The sequence below is a fragment of the Nonomuraea cavernae genome (genome assembly GCF_040655715.1).
Taxonomy (GTDB): Bacteria; Actinomycetota; Actinomycetes; order Streptosporangiales; family Streptosporangiaceae; genus Nonomuraea; species Nonomuraea cavernae_A.
This window is the reverse complement of sequence record NZ_JBFAKL010000037.1, coordinates 38,636-56,076: the sequence shown is the minus strand read 5'-3', so window position 1 is coordinate 56,076 and position 17,441 is coordinate 38,636. Positions and strand designations below refer to the sequence as shown.

General features: G+C 69.8%; 17 protein-coding genes and 1 tRNA gene. 9 read left to right on the top strand and 9 right to left on the bottom strand.

The window, feature by feature from the left end:
- Positions 1-64: 64 nt before the first annotated feature.
- Genes AB0I38_RS36435 through AB0I38_RS36410 form a run of 6 tightly spaced genes read right to left on the bottom strand, consistent with a single transcriptional unit; the run spans position 65 to position 6,814 of the window.
- A complete protein-coding gene (locus AB0I38_RS36435; RefSeq protein ID WP_358492501.1) occupies positions 65-1,438 on the bottom strand; it encodes a serine/threonine-protein kinase in 1,374 nt (457 codons plus the stop codon).
- 21 nt (positions 1,439-1,459) lie between these two features.
- The gene (locus tag AB0I38_RS36430) at positions 1,460-2,920 is read right to left on the bottom strand and encodes a peptidoglycan D,D-transpeptidase FtsI family protein (protein WP_358492495.1); all 1,461 of its coding nucleotides are present in this window, start codon (positions 2,918-2,920) and stop codon (positions 1,460-1,462) included.
- On the bottom strand, positions 2,917-4,311 hold the full coding sequence (locus AB0I38_RS36425) for an FtsW/RodA/SpoVE family cell cycle protein (RefSeq protein ID WP_358492489.1): 1,395 nt from the start codon (positions 4,309-4,311) through the stop codon (positions 2,917-2,919). The genes AB0I38_RS36430 and AB0I38_RS36425 overlap by 4 nt, the downstream gene beginning before the upstream one ends.
- A complete protein-coding gene (locus AB0I38_RS36420; protein WP_358492486.1) occupies positions 4,312-5,589 on the bottom strand; it encodes a Stp1/IreP family PP2C-type Ser/Thr phosphatase in 1,278 nt (425 codons plus the stop codon).
- The gene (locus AB0I38_RS36415; RefSeq protein WP_189127354.1) at positions 5,586-6,056 is read right to left on the bottom strand and encodes an FHA domain-containing protein FhaB/FipA; all 471 of its coding nucleotides are present in this window, start codon (positions 6,054-6,056) and stop codon (positions 5,586-5,588) included. The genes AB0I38_RS36420 and AB0I38_RS36415 overlap by 4 nt, the downstream gene beginning before the upstream one ends.
- 17 nt (positions 6,057-6,073) lie before the next feature.
- Positions 6,074-6,814 carry a DUF3662 and FHA domain-containing protein gene (locus AB0I38_RS36410; protein ID WP_358492477.1) on the bottom strand — a complete coding sequence of 247 codons (741 nt, stop codon included), beginning with the start codon at positions 6,812-6,814 and terminating at the stop codon, positions 6,074-6,076.
- Positions 6,815-7,013: 199 nt separating this feature from the next.
- Between AB0I38_RS36410 and AB0I38_RS36405 the strand changes: the two genes are divergently transcribed.
- From AB0I38_RS36405 to AB0I38_RS36375, 7 genes are all read left to right on the top strand, one after another.
- A tRNA-Leu gene (locus AB0I38_RS36405) sits at positions 7,014-7,096 on the top strand.
- Between the two features lie 453 nt (positions 7,097-7,549).
- The gene (locus tag AB0I38_RS36400) at positions 7,550-8,005 is read left to right on the top strand and encodes a hypothetical protein (RefSeq protein ID WP_358492472.1); all 456 of its coding nucleotides are present in this window, start codon (positions 7,550-7,552) and stop codon (positions 8,003-8,005) included.
- Complete coding sequence (locus AB0I38_RS36395; RefSeq protein ID WP_358492469.1) at positions 8,002-9,066, top strand: peptidoglycan-binding protein; 1,065 nt, start codon at positions 8,002-8,004, stop codon at positions 9,064-9,066. The genes AB0I38_RS36400 and AB0I38_RS36395 overlap by 4 nt, the downstream gene beginning before the upstream one ends.
- On the top strand, positions 9,063-9,791 hold the full coding sequence (locus AB0I38_RS36390; RefSeq protein ID WP_358492464.1) for an ABC transporter ATP-binding protein: 729 nt from the start codon (positions 9,063-9,065) through the stop codon (positions 9,789-9,791). The genes AB0I38_RS36395 and AB0I38_RS36390 overlap by 4 nt, the downstream gene beginning before the upstream one ends.
- Positions 9,791-10,987 (top strand): ABC transporter permease, encoded by a 1,197-nt coding sequence (locus tag AB0I38_RS36385; protein ID WP_358492458.1) that lies wholly within the window; start codon positions 9,791-9,793, stop codon positions 10,985-10,987. Before AB0I38_RS36390 ends, AB0I38_RS36385 begins: the two co-directional genes overlap by 1 nt.
- A gap of 58 nt (positions 10,988-11,045) precedes the next feature.
- On the top strand, positions 11,046-11,486 hold the full coding sequence (locus AB0I38_RS36380) for an RNA polymerase sigma factor (RefSeq protein WP_358492453.1): 441 nt from the start codon (positions 11,046-11,048) through the stop codon (positions 11,484-11,486).
- Between the two features lie 3 nt (positions 11,487-11,489).
- Complete coding sequence (locus AB0I38_RS36375) at positions 11,490-12,119, top strand: hypothetical protein (RefSeq protein ID WP_358492448.1); 630 nt, start codon at positions 11,490-11,492, stop codon at positions 12,117-12,119.
- A 170-nt stretch (positions 12,120-12,289) separates the two neighbouring features.
- Here AB0I38_RS36375 and AB0I38_RS36370 read toward each other — a convergent pair whose 3' ends face one another.
- Together AB0I38_RS36370 and AB0I38_RS36365 are read right to left on the bottom strand one after the other, a co-directional pair.
- On the bottom strand, positions 12,290-13,306 hold the full coding sequence (locus tag AB0I38_RS36370; RefSeq protein ID WP_358492444.1) for a hemolysin family protein: 1,017 nt from the start codon (positions 13,304-13,306) through the stop codon (positions 12,290-12,292).
- The gene (locus tag AB0I38_RS36365) at positions 13,303-14,649 is read right to left on the bottom strand and encodes a hemolysin family protein (protein ID WP_358492440.1); all 1,347 of its coding nucleotides are present in this window, start codon (positions 14,647-14,649) and stop codon (positions 13,303-13,305) included. The genes AB0I38_RS36370 and AB0I38_RS36365 overlap by 4 nt, the downstream gene beginning before the upstream one ends.
- Before the next feature lie 244 nt (positions 14,650-14,893).
- Here AB0I38_RS36365 and AB0I38_RS36360 point away from each other — a divergent pair, with 244 nt between their 5' ends.
- On the top strand, positions 14,894-16,123 hold the full coding sequence (locus AB0I38_RS36360; protein ID WP_358492436.1) for an LCP family protein: 1,230 nt from the start codon (positions 14,894-14,896) through the stop codon (positions 16,121-16,123).
- Between the two features lie 39 nt (positions 16,124-16,162).
- Here the strand turns inward: AB0I38_RS36360 and AB0I38_RS36355 are convergent, their stop codons facing one another.
- On the bottom strand, positions 16,163-16,810 hold the full coding sequence (locus AB0I38_RS36355) for a GOLPH3/VPS74 family protein (RefSeq protein ID WP_358492431.1): 648 nt from the start codon (positions 16,808-16,810) through the stop codon (positions 16,163-16,165).
- Between the two features lie 23 nt (positions 16,811-16,833).
- Between AB0I38_RS36355 and AB0I38_RS36350 the strand changes: the two genes are divergently transcribed.
- Positions 16,834-17,439, top strand: a complete 606-nt coding sequence (locus AB0I38_RS36350) for a TenA family protein (RefSeq protein ID WP_358492428.1) — start codon at positions 16,834-16,836, stop codon at positions 17,437-17,439.
- Positions 17,440-17,441: the final 2 nt, after the last annotated feature.

Here is a 17,441-nt window from a genome sequence, read left to right as displayed (position 1 = left end):
CGTTCATCTGGGGTACCGGCCTGCTCGGGGGGCCGCCGGTGTCCATCATCGACCCCGTGGCGCGTCACGTCTCCTCCTTTGGCGGGTTTGTGTCACCCGGGTCGGGGGAGGCGCTAGGTGTCGGAGTTGTCGGGGTAGTGGTGGGCGTTGGGGTGGGTGTGGGAGTCGGGGTCGGTGTCGGAGTGGCTTTCGGCGTCGGCGGTTTGGTAGGCGTAGCCGACTTGCTTACCGTAGCCGACGGCGAGGGTACCGGCCGCGTTGACTTCACCGTAACCACCGGGGGTCGACTAGTCCGTGTCTTCGTTTTTGACGGCCGTTGGGTGGGCGTCGGCACCGCCGTCGGTGTGGGCTCGGCGACCTCGGGAGGTCTGACGGGCGTGTCGCGCTGCGCCAGCGTCATGGCGCTGAACCCCACCGCGGCCGCACACCCCGCCGTCGCGACCGCCGCCACGACCCGGATGCGCCCGCGCCGTCTTGGCCGCCCCGGCCGCGGCGGCTGCTCGGGCCCGCGCACCGTGGTGGCCGGGAGAAGGCCGCCGGTCGGCTCGCCGTCGTGGGGTTCGCGCACCCGGAAACCGCCGGGGTCGGTCAGCATGCTGAGCTCGATGCCCTGCCCGACGCCTTGCCCCGCGCCGGCCAGTGACTCGCGCAGAGCGTAAGCCCGGTCGGCCAGCTCCAGCGCCGACTGGGGACGCTGCGCCGCCTCCTTCGCCAGCAATGCCATGACCAGCTCGCGCACCTGGCCCGGCACGTCGACGCCCAGCGGCGGCGGCTGCTCGTTCAGATGCTGGAGCGCGATCGCCACCTGGCTGTCGGCGCGGAAGGGCGTGCGCCCCGCCAGGCACTCGTAGGCCACGATGCCCAGGGAGTAGAGGTCGGTGGCGGGCGTGAGCGGCAGGCCCTGCGCCTGCTCGGGGCTGACGTACTGGGCGGTGCCGAGGACCGTGCCCGACTGGGTCACCGGGGCCGCCTCCAGGGCGCGGGCGATGCCGAAGTCGGTCACCTTGATGTCGCCCTCGGGCGTGACGAGCAGGTTGCTCGGCTTGATGTCGCGGTGGATGACCCCTGAGGAGTGGGCGACGTGCAGCGCCTTGGCCGTCTGATGGAGGACGTCGAGCGCCACCTCGGGCCCCAGCGAGCCGTTGCGCGCCAGGATGGCCGAAAGCGGCTCGCCGTGCACCAGCTCCATCACGAGGTAGGCGACGTTGTCCTGCTCGCCGTAGTCGAAGATCTGTGCGATGCCGGGGTCGGCCAGCGCCGCGGTGATGCGCGCCTCGTTGCGGAATCTCTCGCGGAACGCCGGGTCGGCGTAGATGTGGCTGCGCAGCACCTTGACGGCCACCTCGCGGCCGAGGAGCTCGTCGCGGGCACGCCAGACCTCTCCCATACCGCCCATGGCGATGCGGGAGAGCAGTTGGTAGCGGTTACCGAGCCGCATGATTGAGCACGTTACCGTTGATCACTTGTTCAGCACCGCCTCCAGCACGGCCCTGGCGATCGGCGCGGCGGTGCCGCCGCCCGTCGCCTCGGCGCCGACGTTGGCGGCTCCCGACTCGACCAGCACGGCGAGCGCGATCTGCGGGTCGTCGGCCGGCGCGAACGAGATGAACCACGCGTGTGGCGGCTGGCCGTCGGAGGTCTCCGCGGTGCCGGTCTTGCCGGCCACCTGCACGCCGGAGACCTGCGCCTGGTTGGCGGTGCCGTTGGCGACCACGCTCACCATCATCTCGCGCAGCTTGCCGGCGGTCTCGGAGCTGACCGCCTCGGTCAGCTCCTCGGGCTCGGCCTCGTCGACCGAGTCACCCTTGGCGTCAGTGATCTTGTGCACGAGGTACGGCTTCATCACCGTGCCGTCGTTGGCGATGCCCGCGGCGATCATGGCCATCTGCAGCGGCGTCATCTGGTTGCTGCGCTGGCCGATGGAGGCCATGGCGACCGCCGCCTGGTCCTCCTTCTTGCCGAAGTCGCTCCTGGCCACCGACATCGGGATGCCGAGCTGCTGGCCCATGCCGAACTTCTCGGTCTGCTCCCGCATCTTGTCGTAGCCGAGGTCCATGCCCATGCTGCCGAACGGCGTGTTGCAGGACTTCTCGAGCGCGAAGACCAGCGGCACCTGGCCGCCGCCGCAGGCCGCTCCACCGTAGTTGGGCAGTCTGACGGAGGTGCCGGGCAGCGCCAGCGACTGCGGGGCGTCGACCACCGTGTCGGGGCCGCGGCTGGAGTCGTCCTCCAGGAACGCCGCGGCGGTGACCACCTTGAAGGTGGAGCCGGGCGGGTAGGTGCGGTCGATGTTGCGGTTGAGCAGCGGCTGGGACTTCTCCTTGGCCAGCTCGTCGTAGCGGCTGAACACCTTGCCCTTGTCGGTGCCCGACAGCTCGGCGGGGTCGTAGGTGGGCAGCGAGACCATCGCCAGGATCGCGCCCGTCTTGGGGTTGAGCGCGACCACGGCGCCCCGCTTGCCGCTCTGCCGTAGCGCGTCGTAGGCGGTCTTCTGCGCCTTCGGATTGATCGTGAGGTCGACGTTGGCGCCCCTGGTGGGCTCGCCGGTGAACAGGTCGATGCTGCGCCGCAGCAGCAGGTCGGGGCTGGAGCCGTCGAGCAGGCTGTTGCGGGCCGACTCGATGCCCGAAGCGCTCTCGGGCGAGAAGAAGCCGGTGATGTGGGCGTAGAGCTTGCCGTCGGGATATTCCCTGAGGAACTTGAAGTCGCCCGAGGCTTCTTTGGACTGGGCGAGGATCACCTTGCCGCCCGCCGTGATGCGCCCCCGCTGCACCGCGTAGCGCTCGAAGTAGTTGCGGGTGTTGCGGGCGTCCTCGGACAGGCCTTCGGCGCGAACCGCCTGGAGGTAGTTCACGTTGATCATCAGTAGCGCGAACATGGCCAGGCAGGCCACGGCCGCACGCTTGATCGGACCGTTCATCGCTGGAACACCTGCGTCATTCCTTCGTTCTGGATCGCCTGGGGCGGGGGCCGCCGCGCCGCATCTGACATGCGTACCAAGAGCGCGATAAGGATCCAGTTGGACAGCAGTGCCGAACCACCCTGGGACATGAACGGGGTGACCAGGCCGGTCAGGGGGATGAGGTTGGTGACGCCGCCGACGATGATGAAGATCTGCCAGGCCAGCAGGAACGACAGGCCGGCCGCCAGCAGCTTGGAGAACGGGTCGCGAGCCGCGATCGAGGTGCGCAGGCCGCGTTCGACGAGCAGCGCGTAGAGCATGAGCAGTGCCATCAGCCCGGTGAGGCCCAGCTCCTCGCCGGTGGCGGCGAAGATGAAGTCGGAGAAGGCCAGCGGGATGATCTCAGGGTGGCCCTGGCCGAGCCCGGTCCCGAGGATCCCGCCGGACCCCATGGCGAACAGGCCCTGCATGAGCTGCCCGCTGCCGCCGACCGCGTCGAAGAGCGCGGGATCGCCGGGGTTGAGGAAGACCTCGAAGCGCTGCTGGACGTGGTTGAAGACACTGCCCGCCAGAATGGCGCCGCCCGCGAAGAGCAGGATGCCGATGATGACCCAGGAACTGCGCTGGGTGGCGATGTAGAGCATCGCGACGAACGTGCCGAACAACAGCAGCGAGGACCCCAGGTCCTTCTGCATGACCAGGACGCCCAGGCTGACGCCCCAGGTGATGAGCACGGGGCCGAGGTCGCGGGCGCGCGGCAGGTCGATGAACAGCAGCCGGCGCCCGGCGAGGGCGAGCACGTCGCGCTTGGCCACCAGATAGCCGGCGAAGAAGACGACCAGCGCGAGCTTGGCGAACTCGGCGGGCTGGAGTTGGCCGAGGCCGGGGATGCCGATCCAGATGCGGGCGCCGTTGATCTCCTGCCCGAGGAACGGGATCAGCGGCGAGACCAGCAGGAACAGGCCCAGCGCGCCGGCGGTGTAGGTGAGCCGCTGCAACGCGCGGTGATCGCGCAGGAAGATCAGGGTGAGGCTGAACAGCAGGACGCCGATGAACGTCCACAGCAGCTGGGAGCTGGGTGAGGCGAGCTTGGCGGACGGCAGGGTCGAATCGGACTCGGAGAGCCGGAAGATCATCACCAGGCCCAGCCCGTTGATGAGCGTCACCAGCGGCAGGATCAGCGGATCGGCCCAGGGGGCGAACTTGGCGAGCACCAGGTACGCGGCCAGCATCAGGCCGCCCAGGCTCAAGCCGTAGGTCAGCATGCCCGAGGGGATCTGGCCGTCGATGGCCAGACCCACGTTGGCATAGGCCCCCATGACGATGGCCACCGCGAACGCGAGCATCGCCAACTGGGCCCCACGCCGCTTGGCGGGCATGGGGATGGGGGAGGCGGCGACTTCGCTCATCTACTGCTGCGTCTTCGTCGCGGTGGGGGACGGCGACGCGCTCGCGGGCGGCGTCGTCGCCTTCTGCTCTGTCGTGAACTTCAAACCATTGATCCTCGTCATGCCTTCAGCGACGCTCGTGACCTCGATGCCGTCCTTGATCAGCGCCTGGTCGGGGGGAGAGAGCTTGGACAAGGGCTTGCCGGTGTGCTGTGCGACCGAGAAGAACTGGAACGGGCCCACCTCCTGCTGGATCCCCTGGAACACGACGACCTCGTCGCCCCTGGCTCCGACGAAGAACTGCTCCTGGGTCCACTGCCAGCCGAAGTAACCTCCGACGCCCACCACGGCGGCCCCGAAGCCCAGCACGGAGACCAGCACGGGCCACACCCGACGACGCTTGACCGGCCGCCGGGACGCCTGGGCGCCCGGCTCGTAGTCGTCGTCAGTGATCACCGGCTGGGGCGCGGTCACCGTGCCGTCGCGCCCCGGGGAGGTGTCCTGGGGGCTCGACCGCAGGCGGTTCATGCCCGCCGCGCCGACGACGGCCGCGTCGGTGGGCGGTTGCTGCCCGTCGGTGATCTCCAGCACGTCGGCCAGCACGCAGGTGATGTTGTCGGGCCCGCCGCCCCGGTTGGCCAGGTCGATGAGCTGGCGTACCACCTCTTCGGGGTCGTCGATGTTGGTCAGCGTGGCGTGCAGCGTCTCCGCGCTCACCACACCCGACAGCCCGTCGGAGCAGAGGAGGTAGCGGTCGCCCACCTGCGCCTCGCGCAGCGTGAGGTCGGGATCGACCTCGCCGCTGCCGTCGAGCGCCCGCAACAGGATCGAGCGCTGCGGATGCGTCGCGGCCTCCTCGGGCGTGATGCGCCCGTCGTCGACCAGTTGCTGCACCAGTGTGTGGTCATGGGTGATCTGGTAGAGCTCCCCGCGCCTGAGCAGGTAGGCGCGCGAGTCGCCGACGTGCACCAGGGCCACCTGGGTGCCGTTCCAGAGCATGGCGGTGAGTGTGGTGCCCATGCCTTTGAGGCTCGGGTCCCGGCCCACCATCTCGTGCAGCTTGCGATTGGCGTCGCGTACGGCTGCCTCGATGGCGTTGAGCAGGTCACCGCCCTGCTGGGCCTCCTCAAGGGTGGCCATTGCGGCGATGGCGACGGAGCTCGCCACCTCGCCGTGTGCGTGCCCGCCCATGCCGTCGGCGACGGCGAGCAGGCGGCCGCTAGCGTACGCCGAGTCCTCGTTTCCTTCGCGGAGGAGGCCGACGTCCGAGCGGGCGGCGTAGCGGAGTGCGATGGTCATTTGCGCAATTCAATGACTGTCTTGCCGACACGGATCGGAACACCGAGCGGCACCGGGGTCGGGCGGGTGACTTTCGAGCGGTCGAGATACGTGCCGTTGGTCGAACCGAGATCTTCCACGATCCACTGACCGTCCTGGGGAAAGAGCCGGGCATGTCGGCTGGAAGCGTAGTCATCGCTGACTACGAGCGTGGCGTCGTTCGCCCGGCCAATGGTGATGGGCGTCTCCGTGAGGTTAATGGTGGTGCCTTGGAGCGGGCCACCTGTCACGACAAGCTGGCGTGGCTCGCCTTTCTTGTTCTTCGGCTTTGCCACTGGTTTGGATGGTTTCGCGCTCTTACGCGGGCCGGCGGGGGCCGTGCGTGATCCGAACAAGTCAGTCCGGATCACGCCGACTGCGGCAATGACGAAGAACCACAGCACCGCCAGGAAGGCGAGCCGGATCAGCAGCAGCGTGAGCTCGGACATGGACCGTCTGTCTACCCTCAATCGCGCCGGAACACCAGTGTCGTACGCCCCAGAGTCACTCGCGTGCCGTTCTGGAGCTCGATCCTGCGTACCGGCTGGCCGTTGACGAATGTGCCGTTGGTCGATCCGAGATCGACCAGGTGGACCTGCTGCCCCTCGACGCGCAGCTCCGCGTGATGACGTGAGACCCCAGGATCTACCAGACGAAGATCGCAGTCGGTGCCCCTTCCGAGCAAGGTCACCGGAGTGGTGAGCTCGTAGGAGCGATCGCCCTGAGGGTCGTCCTGGGTGGAGACGAGCAGCCTGGGCCGCCCGCCGAACGCGTTGGGCCTCGACGGAGGCAGATCGCTCGCCGGCTGGCGAATCTCGTCCTGCTCCACCGTCGCGCCGCGGATGACGCCTGACCTGATGCGGAACAATCCCACAGCCAGGTCGGCGGCGGTCTCGAAACGGACCCGGACCGGTCCCACGAAGGAGTAGCCCTGCTCCTTGGCGTACTCCCTGGCGAGGTTGGCCAGCTCGTGGCTGATGCTGTCGGCGTAGACCTCAAGCCGTTCGCTGTCGGTCGTGGAAAGCTCGACCACGAAGTCGTTGGGCACGAGCGTGCGACCCTGTGCGACGATCGCCGCACGCTCATCCATCTCCCGCTGAACCGCGCTGGCGACCTCGACCGGCTGAAGGTCAGATTTGAACGCCCGCGCAAAGGCCCCCTCAACCAAGCCTTCGAGCCTTCGCTCGAAGCGCTGAAGGACTCCCACCGGGTACCTCCCTTCCTCCGTGCATATGATCGCGGCCTACAGACGCTCTCACGCCTGGTGCCCGCTCGTCCCACCGTCGCGGTGATCCCGGCGCTCGTCGGCTGTCGCGCCCAGCTCCTCCGCTCCCGTGTCTTATGCGATCGTATCCGGGTTCAGTACCAGCGGCTGTTCCGTGCTACTGTTTCTCAGCACCCACTCAGGGCGGGTGGCGGAACGGCAGACGCGCACGGTTCAGGTCCGTGTGTCCGAAAGGACGTGAGGGTTCAAATCCCTCCTCGCCCACCTCGCGGTTCAGCCGAAGAATTCGGCAGACCCACACTGACGAAAGACAGCCCCGGTTCGCAAGAGCCGGGGCTTCTTCTTTTCCAAGAACCTGTGTACTGCTCACGCCCTCGGGCGGAATGTAGGCCCGGCCGGTTGCAGTCCACTTTCGGATGGCTATCGGCCGGGCGGTGTGTTTTTGACCACATTCCTGGGGTTGGGGCCGCTATTGCGCGCCGACTTGGTCAGGCCGCCATCGCGCGTGTCGAGCAGGTCGGCGAGCGTCACCACGCCCGCGCCGCCCCCCCGGTGACCTTCCAGCCTCCCTCCAGGCGTCCTCGTCCACACGCGTGTCCGCACAAGTGACCGCATGGGGTCCGGCGCCGAGAATGTCGGGAACCCGGCGGAGGCAGCGGACAGGACATGGGGTGAAGGAGCGAAAGCCGCTCCCTGGCCTGGAAATGAGCGCACCCCATGCGACGAGTCGCACTCCTGCTGACGGTTCCCCTGCTGGCGTTGGCCACGGCCTGCGGCAGCGCCCAGCCCGCCGGCGGTGACGCCGTCGGGGCCCCCACGACCTCGGCCGCGAACGACTCCTACCTCAAGTACGCCAAGTGTCTGCGCGAGCACGGTGTCAAGAACTTCCCCGATGACCCCAAGCAGCTTCCCGCGGGCGGAACGCAGATCCCCGAAGAGGCGGGCAAGGCGTGCGAGAAGGAGATGCAGGGCGTGGCCAAAACGATCGACGGAAAAGACCCGGCCTATCTCGACCGCATGACCCGGCTTGCGAAGTGCATGCGCGGACACGGCATCGACTTCCCCGATCCGGGCCCCGACGGCAAGATGCCCGGCCCCGATTTCAACGGCGGCGATCAGACGAAGTTCGACGCGGCGATGAAGGAATGCTCCGCCGAGGCCGGTGGCCAGTGAAGCGCTCCGTCGTGGTGGCCGCCGTCGTGGCGGTTCTCGCCGCAGCAGCGGGGGCGGCGACGGCCTTCACCGGTGGGCGGGAGACGCCCGTGGCCCAGGCCGTGCCCGTGGCCACCGCCGAGGTCATACGAGGTGATCTCGTCGACACCGTGTCGGTGGAGGGCACGTTGACCTTCACCGGAGAACGCCGGATCAGGACCGGGGCCGCCGGCATGATCACCTGGGTGCCCCGGCCGGAGGCCACGGTCAGGCAGGGTGGCGCCCTGTTCGCCGCCGACCGGCGCTGGACCGTGCTCATGCGCGGCGACGTGCCGCTTTACCGCGCGCTCCGGCAGGGGGTCACCGATGGGCCGGACGTGTTGCAACTGGAAAGAGGCCTCAAGGCGCTCGGATACGGCGACGACATGACGGTCGACCGGCATTTCTCCTATGCGACGGCACAGGCCGTACGGGCCTGGCAGAAGGACCGGGGGTGGAACAGGACCGGCGTGGTGGACGCCTCCCAGGTGGTGTTCCTGCCCGGCACAGTGCGGGTCACGAGGGTGACGGCCGCCGTCGGCGACCTCATGGGGCCGAACGCGGAGGTGCTCACCGCGTCCAGTACGCGGCAGGTCGTGCATCTCGACCTCGACGTCGACAGACAGGACCTGGTGCGCCAGGGTGCCCAGGTCTCGGCCGAGTTGCCGGGCGGCAAGACCGTCAAGGGAAAGGTGATCCGCGTAGGCCCCGTCGTACGGAAGGCGTCCGCTTCTCAGCAGGGCGAGGAGAGCACCGTGGACGTGGAGATCGCCTTGAGCGGCGGGAAGAAGGGCAAGGCATTCGACAAGGACCAGGCGCCGGTCACGGTGACGCTGGAGAGCGAGCGCCGCGAGGACGTCCTCAGCGTGCCGATCGAGGCTCTGCTGGCGCTGCGCGACGGCGGGTTCGGCGTCGAGGTGGTCGAGCCGGGCGAGGCCCGGCGGACCGTGAGCGTGCAGACCGGAGCCTATGGCGGCGGCCGTGTGGAGGTCTCGGCACCAGGGCTGCGAGCCGGGACGAAGGTCAGGGTGCCCGCGTCGTGAGAAGGGTCATCGAGGCACATGGCCTCACCAAGCGCTACAACGGCTCCGTGGACGCCCTGCGCGGCGCGGACCTCATCGTCGAGGAAGGCGAGCTGGTGGCCATCGTCGGCCCGTCCGGCTCAGGCAAGTCCACGCTGCTGCAACTGATCGGCACCCTGGACCGGCCGACTTCGGGCACCGTGAGAATCGACGGCTTCTCTGTCGCCGAGCTGTCGGACCGGCAACTGTCCGGGCTGCGCTCCTCCCGCATCGGGTTCGTCTTCCAGCAGTTCCACCTGGCCGTCGGCACGTCGGCACTGGACAACGTGGCGGACGGGCTGTTGTACTCCGGACGCCCGCTGCGTGAGCGCCGGAGCCGGGCCGAAGAGGCGCTGCGGCGCGTGGGTCTGGGCCACCGGCTCGGCCACCATCCCCAGCAGATGTCCGGCGGAGAGCAGCAGCGCGTCGCCATCGCCCGCGCTGTGGTCGGCGACCCGCCGCTCCTGCTGGCCGACGAGCCGACCGGCAACCTCGACTCGTCCGCCGGGACCGAGGTGCTCAGCCTGCTGCGCGATCTGCACGCCGACGGCACGACGGTGGTCGTCATCACCCACGACCCGGAGATCGCCGCCTGGGCTCCGCGCCGGGTGCGCGTGCGTGACGGGCGCATCGTCTCCGATGACGGGCCGGGCGCCGGGCGTCGGCAGGTGGCGGCGCTGATCAAGAGCGGCCCGGGGGAGGCGTGATGAGCACGACTGTCCCCGCGCCGTCGCGGCTGCGCTTGCGCGATGTCCTCAGGGTCGGCGGCGCGGGGCTGCGGACCCGGCCAGGCCGCGTGTTCCTGTCGGCACTGGGCATCGCCATCGGCATCGCCACCATGATCGCGGTCATCGGCATCTCGGCCTCCGGACAGGAACAGCTCATGCGGCAGCTCGATCGGCTCGGCACCGGCCTGCTACGGGTGGAGGCGGGCAGCACCTTCTCGGGCGAGGAGGCGCGACTGCCCGCCCGCGCGGTCGCGATGGTGCGTGAGGTGGAAGCGGTGCGCCATGCCGGCGCCACTGGAACCATCGCGGTGGCGATCCGGCGCACCGACCGGATCCCCAAGGAACTGACCGGCGGGATCACGGTGCAGGCCGCCACCTTCGACCTGTTGTCCACCCTCGACGGTCAGGTGCGGGCGGGCTCCTGGCTCAACGAGGCCACCGCACGCTATCCCGCGGTGGTGCTCGGCTCGGTGGCCGCGGAACGGCTCGGCGTCACCGGTACGGGGATGCGGGTCTGGATCGGCGACCGGTGGTTCACGGTGATCGGTATCCTCGGCCCGATGCCGCTGGCTCCCGAGATCGAACGCTCCGCGCTGATCGGTTTCGCCGCCGCACAGAAGTACTTCCAGTTCGACGGGCACCCGACGACCATCTACGAACGGTCGGCGGAGGAGTCGGTGGAGGCCGTACGGGCCCTGCTGGCACGCACCGTGAACCCGGAGAACCCCGAACACGTCGCGGTCTCCCGGCCGTCGGACGCGCTCGCGGCCCGGGCGGCCGCCGCGGGCACGTTCACCGGCCTGCTGCTCGGCCTGGGTGCGGTCGCGCTCCTGGTCGGCGGTGTGGGGGTGGCCAACACCATGGTGATCTCGGTGCTCGAACGGCGGCGGGAGATCGGCCTGCGCCGCTCGCTCGGCGCCACGCGGGGCCAGATCCGCATGCAGTTCCTCACCGAATCCCTCATCTTGTCGGTGATCGGCGGAGGCGGCGGACTGGTCATCGGGGTGCTCGTCACCATGGCGTACGCGCTTATGCAGGGGTGGCCCGCGGTGGTGCCGCCCTGGGTGATCGGCGGCACCCTGGCCGCCACGCTCACCGTCAGCCTGATCGCCGGCATTTACCCGGCGGTACGGGCCTCCCGTGTTCCCCCCAGCGTCGCTCTGGCGATGATCTGAATTCGTCCGGAAAATCTCGGAACCCCGAGCAGGCTGCGAACAGGTCTTGAGTATGGACATGGCGACACGAGCCCGGATCCGGGACGGGGACGCGGACGCGTTCGGACAGCTGTACGACGAGTTCGCCCGGACGGTGTACAACCACGCCTTCCGGCTGACCGGCGACTGGTCGACCGCCGAGGACGTGATGTCCCTGACCTTCTTGGAAGCATGGCGGCTGCGTGGGCGCATCGACGCCGACGGCGGCAGCCTGCGGCCCTGGCTCCTGGGCATCGCCACCAACGTGGCGCGCAACACCAGGCGCGCGTCCCGGCGGTACGACAACGCCCTGGCCCGGATGCCGAGAAACGACCAAGTCGCCGACTTCGCCGAGGAGGTGGCGGGACGGCTGGACGACGCCGAGCGGGTGGCCGCGCTACGGCGGGCCTACGCCCTGCTGCGGCGTGCGGAGCGGCCGGCACAGCAGGTGACCGTGACCCGGGTCATGAGGGAGGTCTGACATATGGACGCGAACGAGCGCGCCGAGTGGGGCGAGAACGTGCTACCCGAAGTGGACCCCGTGCTGTCGGAGCGGCGGCGCCAGGAGCTCAAGGAGTTCGTCATGGCGGAGATCCATCACACGGTCCGCCCGGCCAGGCCCAGGTTCCGGCTGCCCCGCCCGGCGATCCTGATCCCGGTGATGACGGCGGCCGCCGCGCTGGTGGTCGCCGCCACCCAGATCATCGGTGGCACGCCCGCCTACGCCATCACCAAGCTGGGCGACGGCACGATCCACGTCACGTTCACCGAAGCCAGAGATCCCGAGGGCCTGCGAGAGGATCTGAGCCGCATGGGAGTGAACGCGGTCGTGGACTTCGTCCCGTCAGGCAAGCGGTGCAGCCCGCAACCGCGCAGCACGAGCCTGCTGTCCGCGCAGGAGGCGCCCTTGGCCGTTCCGCCCGCACCGCAGAGCCAGGAGGAGAACGGCTTCACCATCGACCCCCGCGTGGTCGGGCGCGGGCAGACAGCGGTGATCGAGCTCAACGTCTCCGACGACGATCGCATCGCCAGCATCTGGGCCCGTATCTCCAACGGCCCCGTGGCGGCATGCGAGCTGGTGGACAACGAGGAGGGCTCCATCGGGCCGTCCTGACCGATATCACCGCCGTCGCCGACCTCGTCCAGCTCGCTCCTTCTACCGCCTGCTCAGGCTCGCGTGCGGAATGTGGGCCCGGCCGGTGGCAGTCACTTTCGGATCGCCATCGGCCGGGCGGGTTGTTTCTGACAGTCCTCGGTTCAGCCCGCTATCGCGCGCCGACTTGGTCAGGCCGCCATCGCGCGCGTGTCGAGCAGCTCGCCGAGCAGATCGGTGAGCGTCACCATGCCCACGACCGCGCCGTCCTGCCCGGTGACCAGAGCCAGGTGCGCCCGCGCCTCCTGGAGCGCTGTGACGGCCTCTGGCACCTGCGTGGCGCCGCCCAGCCCGGGCACGGGCCGGACGAGCTCGCCGGCCGTACGGTCGGGCTGGAGCAGCGCGTCGCGGACGTGCAGGACCCCTTGGACGTCACCGGGGGACCCGACGAGCAGCCGCAGGTGGCCGCTGTCCCGGGCGGCCTTCTTGATGCGGATCGTGTCGGCCGACGCCGGGACCATGACGGCCCGGTCGATCGGCACCATCAGCCGCTCGATGCCCTCGGCCTGCAGCCGCAGCGCCCGGGTGAGCAGGTCGTGCTCCTCCCGGTCGAGCAGGCCCATCCGGCCCGACTCGCCGACCAGCATGGCCAGCTGCCGCGGGGTCCTGGTGGTGGCCAGCTCGTTACGCGGCTGGACGCCGAAGACCCGCAGGATCAGGTTGGTCAGGCCGTTCAGCGTCGACAGCAGCGGGGTCATGACCCATACGAAGGCGCGGAAGGGCAGCGTCAGCACCAGGGCCGCCTGCTCGGGATGCGTCAGGGCCCACGACTTGGGCGCCATCTCGCCGATCACCATGTGCAGGAACGTCACCAGCGCCAACGCGATGGTCAGCGAGATCGGCACCTGCAGCGGCTCCGGCACCCCGATCGCGCCGAAGACCGGCTCCAGGAAGTGCTCGATCGCGGGCTCGGTGACGAAGCCGAGGCCCAGCGTGCAGAGCGTGATGCCGAGCTGCGCGCCGGCCAGCATGAGCGACAGCCGCCGGCCGCCGCCCACCGCCGACTTCGCGGTGATCCTGACCAGGCGGTTGCCGCCGCTCGCCATCTCCTCCAGGCGGTGGCGCCGGGAGGAGACGAAGGCGAACTCGGCGGCCACGAACACCGCGTTGAAGATCAGTAGCGCGATACTGAGCAGGATCAGCGTCATCGGGCGGCCTCCGCGTGTCGCACCGGGGCCAGCCGCACCCAGTCGGGCACCCGTCGGTTGAGGGAGAGCACGGTCAGCTCGGCCAGGTGCTCGTCGCCGTCCTCGGCGAACGGGTCGGTCTCGGGCGTGGTGCGCACGATCACGGTGTCACCCGCGTCGGGCAGCCGGCCGAGCTTGGCCAGCACCAGACCGGCGAGGGTGTCGTAGTCGTCGCTCTCGGGCAGCGCGATGCCGGTGGCGCGCTCGACCTCGTCCAGCCGGAGCCGGCCGGGCACGTCCCAGACGCCGTCGGGCCGCTCGACCGCGCCGAGCGGCTCGGGGTCGTTCTCGTCGACGAGCTCGCCGACCAGTTCCTCGGCCAGGTCCTCGATGGTGATGACGCCGGCCAGGCCGCCGTACTCGTCGATGACGCAGACGATGTCGTCCTTGGCCGTGCGCATCTGCCCGAGCACCGCGGGCAGCGGCAGCGAGTCGGGCACCATGGGGGCGGGCCGGGTGACGTCGCTGATCCGGCCCTCCTCCAGGCCGGACGCCAGCAGCTCGCGGACGCCGGTCACGCCCACGACGTCGCCGTCGTCGCGGAGCACGGGGTAGCGGGAGTGGCCGCACTCGCGCATGGCGTCGATGAGCTCGGAGATCGGCTGGGAGTCGCGCAGCGCCACGACGCGGGGGCGGGGCACCATGATCTCCTCGGCGATGCGGTCGCCGAACTCCAGCGCCCGCTCCAGCAGCTCCGACAGCCGCGGTGGCAGCTCGCCCGCCTGGGTGGACTCGGCGATGATCCGCGAGAGCTCCTCGGGGGTCGCGCCGTGCTCCACCTCCTCGACGGGATCGATGCCGACGCGCCTGAGCAGCCCGGTGGCCGCCGAGTCGAACAGGCGGACCACGGGACCGACGACGGCGAGGTAGACCAGGGTCGAGGAGGCCAGGAACTTGGCGACGGCCTCAGGCCGGGCGATGCCGAGGTTCTTGGGCGCCAGCTCGCCCAGGACCATCTGGACCACGGTCGCGACGAAGACGCCGATGGTCACCGACAGTCCGGCGATGACCCCCTCGGACAGCCCGGCCTCGACCAGCCAGGGCCGTACCAGGGTGGCGATGGCGGGCTCGGCCAGGAAGCCGACGATCAGCGCCGTGACCGTGATGCCCAGCTGCGCGCCCGAGAGCATGAACGAGAGGCGGGAGGTGACCTGGAGGGCCTTGGCCGCGGCCTTGTCGCCGGCGGCGGCCTGCTCACGCAGGACGGCCCGGTCGGCGGCCACGTAGGCGAACTCCTGGGCGACGAAGTAGCCGGTCGCCGCGGTGAGAAGGAAGAGGGCAATGAGGCCCAGATAAGCGCTCACCGCAGTGAGCTCTCAGGGGAACCCGTGCTCGTGCACGGGCGACTACTCCATGGGTCCGAGGCGGACACGATCATCCTTTCGCTAGAAGTCGTCCACAAACGTAACGACCGGAATCGCGTCTATGTTTCCGGAGTGGCTACTTGCAAGCTGTGCGTACTTTTCCGTGGGAAAAGCTTGAGGACGGGTCTTCACTGGCCGATGGATCGACGTAGCGTCTATGGCAACCGAGGGGAAGAAGAGCGAAGTGTCTGAGGACGAGCGGACGCGAGCCATGCGCTCGCCTGGTGACGGCCGCCCGCTGCCCCCTAGGCAGGACGGCGGTCTGCGGTCCGGCGGTGCGCCCGCGCACCAGCGCCCGTCCGCTCCGCCCGGGGGCTCGCCCATGGGGCCGCCCGCCGGCGACCCTCCTCGGTCCGGCGGGCGCGTGTACGGCCGGCAACGCTCGGGCGGCGGCCCCGTGAAGCCGTTGGGGCGTTCCAAGGAGCACGCTCCCTCCGGTCCCCGGCCACCGCGGCGGCGGCCGTCGGGCCGTGTGATCCTGCGGATCATCGCCGTCCTGGTGGCGCTGCTTCTGGTCGTGGCCATCGGCCTGTTCTTCTGGATCGACTCGCGGTTGGGCGGCATCGACAAAGCGCTCGACGACTACGAGGGCCGGGTGGCCGACACCCCGGGCACCAACTGGCTGCTCGTCGGCTCCGACAGCCGCGAGGGCCTGTCGGCCGCCCAGCGCCGCAAGCTCGCCACCGGCCGCGCGGCCGGCCAGCGCACCGACTCGATGATGCTGCTGCACGTCTCCGACGCCGGCGACAAGCCCACACTGGTCAGCCTGCCGCGCGACTCGGCGGTCACCGTCCCGGGCAAGGGCCGCCACAAGCTCAACGCCGCCTACGCCATCGGCGGGCCGAGCCTGCTGGTCAAGACCGTCGAGACCGTCACGGGCGTGCGGGTCGACCACTACATGGAGATCGGCTTCGCGGGCTTCGTGGACATCGTCGACGCGGTCGGCGGGGTCGAGATCGACGTCCGCGCGGCGGTCAACGACCCCAAGGCGGGGCTCAAGCTGAAGAAGGGCAAGCAGGTCCTGACCGGCGACCAGGCCCTCGGCTACGTACGCACCCGCAAGGGCGGCGCGCTGCCCGACTTCGAGCGCACCAAGCGCCAGCGTCAGTTCCTGTCGGCCGTGGTGAAGAAGGCGGCCAGTCCCGGTGTCCTGATCAACCCCTTCACCTCGATCCCGCTGGCCATGAGCGCCACCGAGGCGGTCCTGGTCGACGAGGGCACGGGGGCGTTCGACATGCTCTCGCTGGGCCTGGCCATGGGCGACAGCCCGGTGACCACGGTCGTGCCGTTCGGCGGCAACGAGAGCGTCGACGGCGGCACGGCGGTCAAGTGGGACCGAGAGAAGGCACTCGACCTCTTCAACGCGCTGGCCGAGGACAAGCCGGTGCCGAAGGAGATCATCGACGCGGGCTGAGGTCCGGCGCGGGCTGTCGCCGCACCTCCCGATCAATCGCTAGCTGATCGTGGCGGTGACGGCCGCGGTGGTCGCGGTGATCATGATGACCGAGTTGATCGCCGCGATGGTCTTGGCGACGGCGTCGCCCGCCCACGCGCCTTCGGCGATCTCCTTGACGCGTTCCTTGTCGGCTCCCGGGAACGCCTTGCGGTCGAGCTTGGCCGCGTGCATCACGGCGATGAGGACGGCGGTGCGGGCGTCGGGGTCGGTGCCGCCGAGCGCGCCGGCCACGCGCTCCCTGACCTCGGCCTCCACCGAGCCGTCGGCCTCCGGCCAGCGCGTGGTGGGGAAGACGCCGAGCACCTTGCCCCGCTCCTCGGTCAGCACGCCCGCCTCGGCCAGCCTGGTCAGCAGGCGCCTGCGCAGCTTGGCGGAATAGAGCTTCTGGACCCACCAGGCGGGCTTGCGCTCCTTGTTCTCGGCCGCGATCCGGGCCAGCGCCGTGTCGAGCTCCTCGTCGCCGAGGGGCGTGGGGTCCAGGACCGCCACCTTCGTGTCCGACAGGCTGATCCGCTCGTTGACGGCCAGCTCGGCCAGGACGGCGCCCCCGAGCGCGGCGTCGAGCTGCAGGGCGCTGATCAGCTGCTTGCCCTCGTCCTCGCTGAAGGCGAGCAGCAGGAGTTCCTCCGCGATCGTGGCTTTCATGCTTTGACACTAACGTGCGGTTCATGAGCATTGCGGAGAAGTTGCACGCAGTCGGACGGCCGCTCCTGGAAGCCCAGCTGGCGCATCCCACGGTGGTGGGCATCGGCCGTGGTGATCTGCCCGAGCCGGTGTTCCGCTCGTGGCTGGAGCAGGACTACCTGTTCCTGCACGACTACGTACGGGTCTTCGCGCGGCTGGCCTGGCAGGCCCCCGCCGCGCACCTGGGGGATCTCGTGGACCTGGCCCACGCCACCTTCCATGACGAGCTGGACCTGCACCGGTCGTTGTCGGCGGGGTTCGGGGCCGATCTGGAGGGGGCTCGCAAGGGGCCGGCGTGCGCGGCGTACACGTCGTTCCTGCTGGAGTCGGCGGCGGACTATGCCGGAGGGCTTGCGGCGCTTTATCCCTGTATGTGGGGATATTCGACGCTTGGCCGGATATTGGCGGAGAATCCGCCCGCCGAGCCGCGATATCGGGCCTGGGTGGACACCTACGCCGATCCCGGCTTCGCGGCCCTGGCCGGGCGGATCGGCGAGATGATCGACGAGGCCGCTCCGGATCCGGCGCGGGCCGAGGCCCTCTTCGTCGAGGGGATGGCGCACGAGCTGGCGTTCTGGGACGTGCCCTAGAA

Bases quoted from the DNA above. Each gene is read 5' to 3' on its own strand.
- AB0I38_RS36435 (WP_358492501.1), bottom strand. From the start codon at position 1,438: ATGCGGCTCGGTAACCGCTACCAACTGCTCTCCCGCATCGCCATGGGC.
- AB0I38_RS36430 (WP_358492495.1), bottom strand. From the start codon at position 2,920: ATGAACGGTCCGATCAAGCGTGCGGCCGTGGCCTGCCTGGCCATGTTC.
- AB0I38_RS36425 (WP_358492489.1), bottom strand. From the start codon at position 4,311: ATGAGCGAAGTCGCCGCCTCCCCCATCCCCATGCCCGCCAAGCGGCGT.
- AB0I38_RS36420 (WP_358492486.1), bottom strand. From the start codon at position 5,589: ATGACCATCGCACTCCGCTACGCCGCCCGCTCGGACGTCGGCCTCCTC.
- AB0I38_RS36415 (WP_189127354.1), bottom strand. From the start codon at position 6,056: ATGTCCGAGCTCACGCTGCTGCTGATCCGGCTCGCCTTCCTGGCGGTG.
- AB0I38_RS36400 (WP_358492472.1), top strand. From the start codon at position 7,550: ATGCGACGAGTCGCACTCCTGCTGACGGTTCCCCTGCTGGCGTTGGCC.
- AB0I38_RS36385 (WP_358492458.1), top strand. From the start codon at position 9,791: ATGAGCACGACTGTCCCCGCGCCGTCGCGGCTGCGCTTGCGCGATGTC.
- AB0I38_RS36380 (WP_358492453.1), top strand. From the start codon at position 11,046: ATGGCGACACGAGCCCGGATCCGGGACGGGGACGCGGACGCGTTCGGA.
- AB0I38_RS36375 (WP_358492448.1), top strand. From the start codon at position 11,490: ATGGACGCGAACGAGCGCGCCGAGTGGGGCGAGAACGTGCTACCCGAA.
- AB0I38_RS36370 (WP_358492444.1), bottom strand. From the start codon at position 13,306: ATGACGCTGATCCTGCTCAGTATCGCGCTACTGATCTTCAACGCGGTG.
- AB0I38_RS36355 (WP_358492431.1), bottom strand. From the start codon at position 16,810: ATGAAAGCCACGATCGCGGAGGAACTCCTGCTGCTCGCCTTCAGCGAG.
- AB0I38_RS36350 (WP_358492428.1), top strand. From the start codon at position 16,834: ATGAGCATTGCGGAGAAGTTGCACGCAGTCGGACGGCCGCTCCTGGAA.